Origin of the sequence: Nocardioides sp. IC4_145 (assembly GCF_011250565.1) — a bacterium.
In the GTDB taxonomy this organism is placed as follows: domain Bacteria; phylum Actinomycetota; class Actinomycetes; order Propionibacteriales; family Nocardioidaceae; genus Nocardioides.
In genome coordinates this window covers 20,507-32,385 of the sequence record NZ_JAANMS010000012.1, presented here as the reverse complement: position 1 = coordinate 32,385, position 11,879 = coordinate 20,507, and the positions used below count along the sequence as shown (strand labels likewise).

Annotated in this window: 10 protein-coding genes and 1 tRNA gene; 7 read left to right on the top strand and 4 right to left on the bottom strand. The window is 70.9% G+C overall.

Annotated features, from left to right (window positions below; all coding sequences use genetic code 11):
• Window positions 1-49: 49 nt before the first annotated feature.
• Window positions 50-132, bottom strand: a tRNA-Leu gene (locus tag G6553_RS07535).
• 70 nt (window positions 133-202) lie between these two features.
• Between G6553_RS07535 and G6553_RS07530 the strand changes: the two genes are divergently transcribed.
• The 5 genes from G6553_RS07530 to G6553_RS07510 all read left to right on the top strand — a co-directional run bounded on the left by G6553_RS07530 (window position 203) and on the right by G6553_RS07510 (window position 5,365).
• On the top strand, window positions 203-814 hold the full coding sequence (locus tag G6553_RS07530) for a response regulator (protein ID WP_166190655.1): 612 nt from the start codon (window positions 203-205) through the stop codon (window positions 812-814).
• A gap of 202 nt (window positions 815-1,016) precedes the next feature.
• On the top strand, window positions 1,017-2,339 hold the full coding sequence (locus tag G6553_RS07525) for an SdrD B-like domain-containing protein (protein ID WP_207619479.1): 1,323 nt from the start codon (window positions 1,017-1,019) through the stop codon (window positions 2,337-2,339).
• 20 nt (window positions 2,340-2,359) lie between these two features.
• Entirely contained in the window at window positions 2,360-3,571 is a 1,212-nt protein-coding gene (locus G6553_RS07520; protein WP_166190653.1) for a branched-chain amino acid ABC transporter permease, read from the top strand.
• Window positions 3,564-4,577, top strand: a complete 1,014-nt coding sequence (locus G6553_RS07515; RefSeq protein ID WP_166190651.1) for an ABC transporter ATP-binding protein — start codon at window positions 3,564-3,566, stop codon at window positions 4,575-4,577. Before G6553_RS07520 ends, G6553_RS07515 begins: the two co-directional genes overlap by 8 nt.
• Window positions 4,574-5,365, top strand: coding sequence for an ABC transporter ATP-binding protein (locus G6553_RS07510; RefSeq protein ID WP_166190649.1), 792 nt, complete (start codon window positions 4,574-4,576; stop codon window positions 5,363-5,365). Before G6553_RS07515 ends, G6553_RS07510 begins: the two co-directional genes overlap by 4 nt.
• A gap of 327 nt (window positions 5,366-5,692) precedes the next feature.
• Here the strand turns inward: G6553_RS07510 and G6553_RS07505 are convergent, their stop codons facing one another.
• Window positions 5,693-7,051, bottom strand: a complete 1,359-nt coding sequence (locus tag G6553_RS07505) for an ABC transporter substrate-binding protein (protein WP_207619478.1) — start codon at window positions 7,049-7,051, stop codon at window positions 5,693-5,695.
• A gap of 155 nt (window positions 7,052-7,206) precedes the next feature.
• Entirely contained in the window at window positions 7,207-7,953 is a 747-nt protein-coding gene (locus tag G6553_RS07500) for a DUF554 domain-containing protein (RefSeq protein WP_166190647.1), read from the bottom strand.
• A 134-nt stretch (window positions 7,954-8,087) separates the two neighbouring features.
• Between G6553_RS07500 and G6553_RS07495 the strand changes: the two genes are divergently transcribed.
• The gene (locus G6553_RS07495) at window positions 8,088-8,654 is read left to right on the top strand and encodes a GNAT family N-acetyltransferase (protein ID WP_207619477.1); all 567 of its coding nucleotides are present in this window, start codon (window positions 8,088-8,090) and stop codon (window positions 8,652-8,654) included.
• A gap of 21 nt (window positions 8,655-8,675) precedes the next feature.
• On the opposite strand, the gene G6553_RS07490 is transcribed toward G6553_RS07495, so the two are convergent.
• Window positions 8,676-9,095, bottom strand: a complete 420-nt coding sequence (locus G6553_RS07490) for a hotdog fold thioesterase (RefSeq protein ID WP_166190645.1) — start codon at window positions 9,093-9,095, stop codon at window positions 8,676-8,678.
• 54 nt (window positions 9,096-9,149) lie between these two features.
• On the opposite strand from G6553_RS07490, the gene polA reads away from it, so the two are divergent.
• Window positions 9,150-11,852, top strand: coding sequence for a DNA polymerase I (gene polA / locus G6553_RS07485; RefSeq protein ID WP_166190643.1), 2,703 nt, complete (start codon window positions 9,150-9,152; stop codon window positions 11,850-11,852).
• The last annotated feature ends 27 nt before the right edge of the window (window positions 11,853-11,879 follow it).

Genomic DNA, 11,879 nt, shown 5'->3' with positions numbered 1-11,879 from the left:
GAGGGGAGCGACGGTTCGGCTGCATACCTTGATGAACCGACGCGCGCGGTGCCGGGTGTGGGATTCGAACCCACAAGTCCTTCCGGACAGTGGTGTTTGAGACCACCGCGTATGCCGTTCCGCCAACCCGGCTGGGCGGCGGCAACCCTAGCCGATGCCGCGGGATGCCGTCGCCGCTCCCACGGTCGATACTCTTTCGCCCGTGACCGAGCCCGCCGTCCCGAGCAGCAGCACCACGCGCACCGTCGTGATCGCCGAGGACGAGGTGCTGATCCGGATGGACCTCGCCGAGATGCTCGGCGAGGAGGGGTACGACGTCGTGGGCCAGGCCGGGGACGGGGCCCGCGCGATCGAGCTGGCCCAGGAGCTGCGGCCGGACCTGGTGATCCTCGACGTGAAGATGCCGGTGCTGGACGGGATCGCGGCGGCGGAGGCGATCGCCCGCGACCGGATCGCGCCGGTGGTCATCCTGACCGCGTTCTCCCAGCGTGAGCTGGTCGAGCGGGCGCGCGACGCCGGCGCGATGGCGTACCTCGTCAAGCCGTTCTCGAAGTCCGACCTGGTGCCGGCGATCGAGATGGCGGTGAGCCGCTTCTCCGAGCTGAGCCTGCTCGAGTCGGAGGTCGCCGACCTCACCGAGCGGCTCGAGACCCGCAAGTCGGTCGACCGCGCGAAGGGCGTGCTGCAGCAGCAGCTGGGGCTCTCCGAGCCCGACGCGTTCCGCTGGATCCAGAAGACCGCGATGGACCTGCGCCTGTCGATGCGCCAGGTCGCCGACGGGGTCGTCGAGCACGGCCCCGGCCTCGCCGGCTGAGCGCCCGCGCCACCCGGCGTACGCCGCACCGGGAGGTCACCGGAACGTCACGGTCCGGTAAAGGCCGGGCGCGGTGGGGCCGATGTGCCGCAGACCACGTTCCGTCCGCCTAGACTCCTCCGCGCGGTGCCCGCCGGGTGCCCGAGTGAGGAGGACCGGTTTGAAGTCTCGTCACCACGTCCGCACGGCCGGTGCGAGGGCGGTGAGGAAGGGCTTGGTCGGCACGATGCTGCTGGGCCTGCTGCTCCCGCTGCTCCTGCTGGTCGGTGGCTCGAGCGCGAGTGCAGCGACCCTCTGCCTCCCCAAGCCGGACGAGACGGGCTGCATCAGCGGCACCGTCGGCTCCCGGTCCGACCCGGTGGCCGGCGTCGACGTCATCCTGCGTGACGCGCAGGGCGCCGACGTCGAGACCGTCACCACCGAGGAGGACGGCAAGTTCAGCTTCACCGTCACCGAGGCCGGCGACTACTTCGTCGTCCTCGACGACGAGACCCTCCCCGACGGCCTCGAGCAGCAGCCGCCGCGCGCGGCGATCGCCGGCCCGGACGGCTCGGTCAAGGTCACCGCGAAGCTCGGCTCGGCGGTCTCGCCGATCGTCGAGGTCCGCGACCAGGACTACGACGCGGGCGGTGAGTCGTTCAGCGACCAGATCGCGCAGTCGGTGGTCAACGGCCTGCGCCTGGGCCTCCTGCTCGCGCTGGCCTCGCTCGGCCTGTCGCTGATCTACGGCACCACCGGGCTGTCGAACTTCTCCCACGCGGAGCTGGTCACCCTCGGCGGCATGGTCGCCTACGGACTGGTCAACCTCGCCGGGATGAACCTCTGGCTCGGCATCGTCGCCACGACGATCCTGTGCGCGGGGGTCGGCTACGTCCAGGACCGGTTGCTCTGGCAACCGCTGCGTCGGCGAGGTCTGGGCCTGACCCAGCTGATGATCGTGACGATCGGCCTCGCGTTGGCCGCGCAGTACGCCTACCAGTACTTCGTGGGCGCCTCGCTGCAGAAGGTCGTCGTCCGCGACTTCGGCACCACCTCCTTCGGCCCCGTGACGCTGACCAACCTCTCGTTCCTGGCGATGGGCGTCGCGATCGTCGCGATCGCGCTCGTCGGCTTCGTGCTGGTCAAGACCCGCATCGGCCAGGCCACCCGCGCGGTCTCCGACAACCCGGCGCTCGCCGCGGCCTCGGGCATCGACGTGGACAAGATCATCCGCCTCGTCTGGACCGCGGCCGCGGGCCTCGCCGGCCTCGCCGGCGTGCTCTACGCCCTGGTCATCAGCAACGGCATCCGTTGGGACACCGGCATGCAGATCCTGCTGCTGCTGTTCGCCGCGGTCACCCTGGGCGGCCTCGGGACGGCCTTCGGCGCCTTCGTCGGCTCGATCATTATCGGGCTCGTCGTGGAGCTGGCCGGACCGCTGGGCGCGCCCGGTGACCTCAAGTACGCCGTTGCCCTGGCCATCCTGATCGTGCTGCTGCTGGTGAGGCCCCAGGGCATCCTCGGCCGCGCCGAGCGGGTCGGCTGAAGGGGAGAGGGACTCAAATCATGGACACCATCCTCGAAATCCTCAGCGCGGTCATCCGCGAGGCGATCAGCCCCGGCACGGCCGCGGTGGCCATCGCGGTCATCGGCCTCAACCTGCACTTCGGCTACACCGGCCTGCTGAACTTCGGCCAGTCCGGCTTCATGCTGCTCGGCGCCTACGGCTTCGCGATCTCGCTGGTGCACGACATCCCGCTGCCGCTCGCGGTGCTGATCGGGCTCGGTCTCGCCTTCGTCTTCGCCCTGGTGCTCGGCATCCCGACACTCCAGCTGCGCGGTGACTACCTGGCGATCGTGACCATCTCGGCGGCGGAGATCATCCGCTTCGTCGGACGGCTCTCGACCCTCAAGGACCTCACCGGCGGTGCGCAGGGCATCCAGGGCCGCACCTACCAGCCGGCCTTCGTGGACCTCTCGTTCTTCGGTGACGGCGCCTGGACGCTCGCGCCGTTCAACTACACCGACGTCGCCGGCGGCGCCGGGTGGGTGCGGGCCCTCGGCGGGCTCGTGTTCGTCGTCTGCGTCGTGGCGACCGTGATCGTCGGGCGGCGCCTGAAGCGGGCGGCCGACCCGACGCGCACCGCGCCCCGCACGGGCCTGGACGGCACGCTCGGCAAGGTCCTCGCCGCGGTGCTCGTGCTGGTCGGCCTCTACGCGCTGTTCTTCGCGATGCCGGTCACCTACGGGCGCTCCGGCGTCAACGGCTGGTGGGTCCGCGCCGTGGCCTGGACGCTCGTCGCGCTCAGCACGCTGGTCGTCTACCTGCTGGTCCGCAGCCCGTGGGGCCGCCTGCTGCGCGGTGTCCGCGAGGACGAGGACGCCATGCGCAGCCTCGGCCGCAACGTGTTCGCCGTGAAGATGCAGTCGCTGGTCATCGGTGGCCTCTTCGGCGCCCTGGGCGGCATGGTCTACGTGCTCGCCTCGACCGTGCAGCCCGACGCGCTCGGCCGCCAGATCACGTTCTTCTCCTACACCGCCCTGCTGCTGGGTGGCGCCGCGACGATCCTCGGCCCGGTGCTCGGCACCGTGCTGTTCTTCTCGGCGCGCATCCTCATCCGGGAGTCGGCCCGTGCCTGGGTGCCCGACAGCATCATGAGCACCCAGCAGACCGAACAGTTCTCGTTCGTCGTCGTCGGCGTCGCGCTGGTCCTGCTCGTGATCTTCCGTCCACAGGGAATCCTGGGCAACAAGAGGGAGCTCCGGTTCAATGTCTGAGACCACCATCGGTACGCCGTCGCTCGCCGACCCGGCCGCCCGCCGCGCCCTCATGGCCGGCGTCACGCCGGAGCCCGGTGCGGCCAAGCAGGACCCGATCCTCAAGGTCGACAAGATCGAGCGCCGCTTCGGCGGCATCACCGCGGTCGACGTCGAGCACCTCGAGGTCCAGCGCGGCATCATCACCGCGCTGATCGGGCCCAACGGCGCCGGCAAGACGACGTTCTTCAACCTCATCACCGGCTTCGACAAGCCCAGCTCGGCCGGGTCCGGCGCGCACTGGGAGTTCGACGGCCGGGCGCTGAACAAGACCTCCGCCTCGAGCGTCGCCAAGGCCGGCATGGTCCGCACCTTCCAGCTCACCAAGTCCCTCAACCGGATGACGGTGCTGGACAACATGATGCTGGGGGCGCAGGACCAGTCCGGGGAGAACCTCCTCAAGTCGGTCTTCAAGCCGCTGTGGAGCGGCCAGGAGAAGGCCGTGGAGGAGAAGGCCAAGGAGCTCCTCGCCCGGTTCAAGCTGCTGGAGAAGAAGGACGACTACGCCGGCAGCCTCTCGGGCGGCCAGCGCAAGCTGCTCGAGATGGCGCGGGCGCTGATGAGCGACCCGAAGATGATCATGCTCGACGAGCCGATGGCCGGCGTGAACCCCGCGCTGACCCAGTCGCTGCTCGGGCACATCCAGTCGCTGCGCGACGAGGGCATGACCGTGCTGTTCGTCGAGCACGACATGCACGTCGTCCGCCACATCTCCGACTGGGTCGTCGTCATGGCCGAGGGCCGCGTCGTCGCCGAGGGCCCGGCCGACACCGTGATGTCGAACCAGGCGGTCATCGACGCCTACCTCGGTGCGCACCACGACACCGACCTCGGCGACGACCAGGTCCTCACCGACCGCGCGCTCGAGCAGATCGAGGCCGAGGTCCGCGCCGACGAGGCCGCCCACAAGGCGGCCGCCCACGACGGCGACCACGCCAAGCACGACCAGCAGGGAGACAAGTCGTGACCCAGACCCAGACCACCCCGTCGGCGGCGGGGTCCCAGCAGGCCGTCATCGAGGCCAAGGACCTCGTGGCGGGCTACCTGCCCGGGGTCAACATCCTCAACGGCTGCAGCCTGGTCGCCCACCCCGGCGAGATGATCGGCATCATCGGGCCGAACGGCGCCGGCAAGTCCACCCTGCTCAAGGCGATGTTCGGCCTGGTGAAGATCCACTCCGGCAGCGTCACGCTGCACGGCGAGGACATCACCAACAACCGGGCCAACCGCCTGGTGCAGATGGGTGTCGGCTTCGTGCCGCAGACCAACAACGTCTTCCCCTCGCTCACCATCGAGGAGAACCTGCGGATGGGTCTCTTCCTGCGCCCCAAGAAGCTGCAGGAGCGCCTCGGCGCGATGTGGGACCTCTTCCCGACGCTGCACGAGCGCCGCGACCGCAGCGCCGGCGCCCTCTCCGGAGGTGAGCGCCAGTCGCTCGCCATGGCCCGGGCGCTGATGATGGAGCCGAAGGTGCTGCTCCTCGACGAGCCGTCCGCCGGCCTGTCGCCGGTGCGCCAGGACGAGACGTTCATCCGCACCCGCCAGATCAACAAGACCGGTGTCTGCGTGGTCATGGTCGAGCAGAACGCCCGCCGCTGCCTGCAGATCTGCGACCGCGGCTACGTCCTCGACCAGGGCCGGGACGCCTACACCGGCACCGGTCGTGAGCTCGCGAACGACCCCAAGGTGATCGAGCTGTACCTCGGCACGCTCGCCAAGGACGTCGACGAGCAGCGCGAGTCCGGCCAGGCCTGAGCGCGGTACGCCGACCACCCGGCGTACGCCGTCGACACACCGAGCCGCCCGTCCCCCTCGTGGGGGCGGGCGGTTTCGTCGTACCGCTCGAGTCGTACCCCGGTGCCCCTGACCGACCGCCGCGCCGCATGGGGACGCACAGCTACCCACTCCGTGGGCACGCCGCAGCGCACGTGCAGAGCACCGGACGGTCCGTTGCAGGTGCCGCCGCCAGCCCCGGGGGAGACCCCCGGAAACGACGAGACCCCGGACCGAGTGGTCCGGGGTCTCGCCGTGGTGCGTGCAGAACAGCCGATCGCTCAGCCGTCGACCGATGCGGTCATGAGGTCACTTGGTGCCCTCGACGGTGGAGGCGAAGACGTTCTTGTTGTTGCCGTCGTAGGTGTAGATGCCGACGAACGCGGAGGACGGGTCGTTCTCCTCGTCGATCGGACCGATGCCCGACGGGCCGGTGTAGCGGATCTCGGAACCCTCGTCAAGCAGCGCGACGCAGTCGGCGAACGAGGAGCACTCCTCGCCGTCGCTGGCGCCGGAGACGTCCGCGAGGTTCTCCTGGATGGTGGTCGGGTCGGTGGCGCCGCCCTTGACCGCCGCGAGGGCGCCGAGGATGGTGGCGTCGTAGGACTCGGCCGCGTAGGCGTAGTCGGTCAGCTCCTCGCCGTTGACCTGCTGGTTCCAGCCCTGGAGCAGCTCCTTGAAGTCCTCGGAGGCGTCAGCACCCGGGATGGTGCCCTGGGCGCCCTCCATCGTGCCCTCCGGGAAGTCCTCGGAGTAGTCCGCGGTGTTGCCGTCGGTCAGGTAGGTCTTCGACATGTCCCAGCCCTGCGAGACGAGCTCGGGCACGATCGCCTTGGTCTCGTCGAACGCGAGGATCACGATCGCGTCGGGGTTGGTCGCGAGGACCGCGCTGACGTCGGACGAGAAGGTCGTCTGACCGGCGGGGAACTCGTTGCCGTCGCCCTTGCAGCCGTAGGTGCACTCGCCGCCGGAGGCCTCGACGGTCTCCTGGACGGCGTTGCGCAGGCCGGTGCCGTAGGTGTCGCTGAAGACCAGGAAGCCGACGCGCGAGTAGCCGTCGCTGGAGATCAGCGTGCCGAGCGCCGAGCCCTGGATGCCGTCCGGCGGGGCGGTGCGGAAGTAGTACGGCGAGTAGCCGGACAGGTCGACCGCGGTGTTCGCCGGGGAGATCTGGACGATCTTGGCGTCGGTGAAGGTGTCGACGACGTTCAGCGTGACGCTGGACGAGGCGGCACCGACGACGATCGACGGCTTGGCGTTGACCAGGTTGCCGGCGGACGACGTGCTGACCGCGAGGTCGGTGGTGTCGCCGGAGTCGAGGATCTGGTGGCAGGCGTCGGCGCCGTTCACGCCGCCCGCGGCGTTGATGTCGGAGACGGCCAGGCCGACGCCCGCGATCTCCGGCGGGCCGAGGTAGGCCAGGTTGCCGGTCAGCGGCAGGATGCCGCCGACCTTGTAGGTGTCGGCGCTGGTGGTGCCGTTGCCGCACTTGTCGTTCGTGAACTCGCCCGAGGGATCGCTGCTCGACGACTCGGACGCCGACGCGGACGAGGTGTCCTCGGCCGCGGGCTCGCTGTCGTCCTCGGACCCGCAGGCCGCCAGGGCGAGGGACAGCGCGGCGGTGCCGGCCATCAGCTTCACCCAGGACGCGGTGGTGGTTCGATTCACGTGGTGAACCTTTCTGTCAGGTTGGTGCAACCGCAGGTTCCCGACCCCCGGGAGGCCGGTCATGGCTCGGTCACCGTAGGACCGGTCGCGGAGCGGTGTGGCGAACGGCACCCTCTCGTCACCAAACCGTTACGTCAACGACACCGCCAGGCGCGTCACCGGACTGCGGCGACCAGCTGGACCAGCAGCGGCGCGACCACGAGCGCGGGCAGCAGGTCGGCGACGGGCACGTCGCGGACGCGCAGCAGCCGCAGGGCCACGCCGACCAGCAGCAGCCCGCCGGTGGCCGTGACGGCGGCGAGGTGGGCATCGGGCAGGACGTCGCCGAGCGCCACGCCGACGAGCGTCAGCGAGCCCTGGACGACGACCACCGTCAGGCACGCCGCGAGCACGCCCCAGCCGAACGACGCGGCGAAGGCGATCGCGGCGAAGCCGTCCAGCGCCGACTTGAGCAGCAGCTGCTCCGCGCCGTTGCCGAGCCCGTCGTTGAGCGAGCCGAGGATGGTCAGCGGTCCGGTGCAGAAGATCAGCGAGGAGACCACGAAGCCCTCGACGAACCGCTGGCGGTCGACCGACCCGTGGCCGCCGGCCAGCCGCTGCTGCAGCCACCCGCCGAGCGACTCGACCCGCTGCTCGAGGCGGAGCAGCGACCCGGTGATGCCGCCGACCAGCAGGGCGCCGAGCACGACCAGCACCGGAGCGCTGTCGCCGACCGTCTCGGCGAGTCCGTCGTCGAGCACGGCCATCGCCGACGTACCCGCGATGAGCAGCGTGACCAGCCCCAGCCCGTCCGTGACGACCTCCCGGGTGCGCACGGGAAGCCGGTTGCCGAGCAGCAGGCCGACCAGGCCGCCGGCGAGGACGGCGAGGATGTTGACGAGGGTTCCGACTCCGGGGACCACGCTTCTCCTCACTCGGGTCTGACAAGACCGGCGCAGGGAGCGTAGTCTCGCCCGAGCAGGTCGGGTCCTCGGGGACCGGACGCCGACCGGTTGGATCCGTAGTGGCCCGGCAGGGCTGGGGGAAGGCAGGGCGCATGCACCGCTCAGTGGTGACGTTGAGGTGCGCCGAGCTCACGGACGCGGCGCTGCTGGCCGACCTGTGGGCCGACGACCTGCGTCGGGCGGACCGCCACGACCAGGTGGCGGACCTCGAGCTGATCATCAAGGCCGCCGCGCAGTCGCCCGAGCAGCGCATCGTCGTCGCGGAGTACGACGGCAACCCGGCCGCCGCGGTCTTCCTGCGGGTCACGACGCTGAGCCCGCTCAACCTCGACCAGACCGTGCAGGCGCTCTCGCCGCACGTGCTGCCGAAGTACCGCCGCCACGGCGTGGGCCGCGCGCTCATGGAGGCGGCCGTGACCTTCGCCGAGGAGCAGGGGGTCGGGCACGTCGCGACCGCGGCGACGTCCGGCTCGCGCGACGCGAACCGGTTCATGGCCCGCCTCGGGCTCGGCCCGCAGGCGGTGCTGCGCGTCGCCAGCACGCACGCGCTCCGGGCCCGGCTGACGGCGCTGCGGCCGGCGCACGAGCGGGGCGGGCGCCAGCTCACCCAGGTGCTGGCGGCCCGGCGCTCCCAGCGCCGCTCGCAGGCGACGAGCTAGCGCCGGCCCGCCCCGAGGGGCTCAGAGGCCGACCCGCTCCTTGGGGATCAGCGCGCAGGTGATCCGCGAGGTGCACACCCGCTTGCCGCGCTCGTCGGTGATGACGACCTCGTAGGACGCCGACGTGCGCCCGAGGTGGATCGCCGTCGCGACGCCGGTGACGAGGCCGGAGGTCGCGGAGCGGTGGTGGGTGGCGTTGATGTCGACGCCGACGGGGACCCGGTCGGGGTGGGCGTGGATGCCCGAGCCGATCGATCCCAGGCTCTCGGCGAGCACGACCGAGGCGCCGCCGTGGAGCAGCCCGTAGGGCTGCCCGTTGCCCTCGACCGGCATCGTCGCGACGACCCGCTCGGCCGAGAGCTCGACCAGCTCGATGCCCATCTTCTCGTTCAGCGTGCCCATGCCCTGCGGCATCTGCGCCAGGTACTCCTCGACGTCCATGCGGGCATTCTCGCCGACCCCTCGACCGTCGGTGACGGCGGATAGAGTCGACGGGTGCCCGACGCTCCCACCTCGGCCCCGACGTCCGCGACGCCGCGCCTGCTCCTGCTGGACGGCCACTCGTTGGCCTACCGCGCCTTCTTCGCCCTGCCGGTGGAGAACTTCTCCACGACCACCGGCCAGCACACCAACGCGGTCTACGGCTTCACCTCCATGCTCATCAACGTGCTCCGCGACGAGCAGCCGACGCACCTCGCGGTCGCCTTCGACGTCTCCCGGCAGACCTTCCGGATGGAGGAGTACGCCGAGTACAAGGCCAAGCGGGCCAAGACGCCGGGGGAGTTCAGCAGCCAGCTGCCGCTGATCGAGGAGGTGCTCGACGCGCTGCGGATCCCGTTCCTGAAGAAGGACGGCTACGAGGCCGACGACATCATCGCCACGCTCACCACCCAGGCCCTCGCGGACGGCATGGAGGTGCTGATCCTCACCGGCGACCGCGACTCCCTGCAGCTGGTCACCGACCGGTCGACCGTGCTCTACCCGATGCGCGGCGTCTCCGACCTCGCGCGGATGACCCCCGAGGCGGTCGAGGCGAAGTACGGCGTGCCGCCGCACCGCTACCCCGAGATCGCGGCGATCGTCGGCGAGACCTCCGACAACCTGCCGGGGGTGCCGGGCGTCGGCGTCGGGTTCGCCGCCAAGTGGATCAACACCTACGACGGCCTCGACAACGTCATCACCCACGCCGACAAGATCACCGGCAAGAAGGGCGAGGCGCTGCGGGCGCACCTCGGCGACGTGATCCGCAACCGCCGGCTCAACGCGCTGGTGCGCGACCTGGACCTCGACCTCGCCCCGGCCGACATGGCCATCCGGCCCTGGGACCGGCAGGAGGTGCACACGCTCTTCGACGGCCTGGAGTTCCGGGTGCTGCGCGACCGGCTCTTCGAGACGCTCAGCTCCGAGGAGGAGATCGACGACTCCGGCTTCGACGTCGAGATGAGCGTCCTCGGCGCCGGCGAGCTGACCGCTTGGCTCGCCGAGCACGCGGCCGGCTCCGAGCGGGTCGGCGTGCACGTCGCGGGCCGGTGGGGTGCCGGCAGCGGCGACGTCGACGCGCTCGCCCTGGCCACGGTCGAGGGCGCGGCGGCGTACGTCACCGCCGAGACGATGGACCCCGCTGACGAGGAGGCGCTGCGCGTCTGGCTCGCCGACCCGGTGCGGCTCAAGGTGCTCCACGATGCCAAGGGGCCGATGCTCGCGCTCGACGCCTGGGGGATGCCGCTGGCCGGCCTCGCCCGCGACACCGCGCTGTCGGCGTACCTCGCCCGTCCCGACCAGCGCTCCTACGACCTGGCCGACCTGACCGTGCGCTACCTCAAGCGCGAGCTGCGCACCGGCGCCGCCGACGACGGCCAGCTCAGCCTCGACGGCCTCACCGACGAGGCCGCCGGGCAGGTCGAGATGCTCCACGCGCGCGCCGTGCTGGACCTGGCCGCCGCGCTGGACGAGGAGCTCGCCGACCGTGGCGGCACCCGCCTGCTCGAGGACATCGAGCTGCCGCTGGTGGACCTGCTGGCGACGATGGAGCGCACGGGCATCGCGGTCGACACCGAGCACCTCGAGGAGCTCGAGCGGCACTTCGCCGGCGAGGTGAAGCTCGCGGCCGAGGACGCCTTCGCGGTGATCGGCAAGGAGATCAACCTCGGTTCGCCGAAGCAGCTGCAGGTGGTGCTCTTCGACGAGCTGGACATGCCGAAGACCAAGCGCACCAAGACCGGCTACACGACCGACGCCGACGCGCTGCAGGCGCTCTACGTCAAGACCGAGCACCCCTTCCTGCTGCACCTGCTGCGGCACCGCGACGTCGCGCGGCTGCGGCAGACGATCGAGGGGCTGCTGAAGACCGTGGCACCCGACGGGCGGATCCACACGACGTTCAACCAGACCATCGCGGCCACCGGCCGGCTCTCCAGCACCGACCCGAACCTGCAGAACATCCCGATCCGCACCGAGGAGGGCCGGCGGATCCGCGAGGCGTTCGTGGTCGGACCCGGTCACGAGTCGCTCATGACGGCCGACTACAGCCAGATCGAGATGCGGATCATGGCCCACCTCTCCGAGGACGAGCTGCTCATCGAGGCGTTCCGCTCGGGCCACGACTTCCACTCCGTCACCGCCGCGCGGGTCTTCGACGTGCCGGCCGAGGAGGTCGGCCCGGAGCAGCGGGCGAAGATCAAGGCGATGAACTACGGCCTGGCCTACGGGCTCTCGGCCTACGGCCTGGGCCAGCAGCTGGCCATCGAGCCGTCCGAGGCGCGCGTGCTGATGGACGAGTACTTCGAGACCTTCGGCGGCATCCGCGACTACCTCGGCGGGGTGGTCGACGAGGCCCGACGCACCGGCTACACCGAGACGATCTACGGCCGCCGCCGCTACCTGCCCGACCTCACCAGCGACAACCGCCAGCGCCGCGAGATGGCCGAGCGGATGGCGCTCAACGCGCCGATCCAGGGCTCGGCCGCGGACCTGATCAAGATCGCCATGCTCAACGTCGACCGCGCGGTGCGCGAGGCGGGGTTGCGCTCGCGGATGCTGCTCCAGGTCCACGACGAGCTCGTCCTCGAGGTCGCCGCGGGGGAGCGGGAGGCGCTCGAGGAGCTGGTACGCCGCGAGATGGCCGGCGCCGCGCAGCTGGCCGTGCCGCTCGACGTGTCGGTGGGCACCGGCCGCAGCTGGCACGAGGCAGCGCACTGAGCGGTCACTGACCTGTTGGGAAGAACC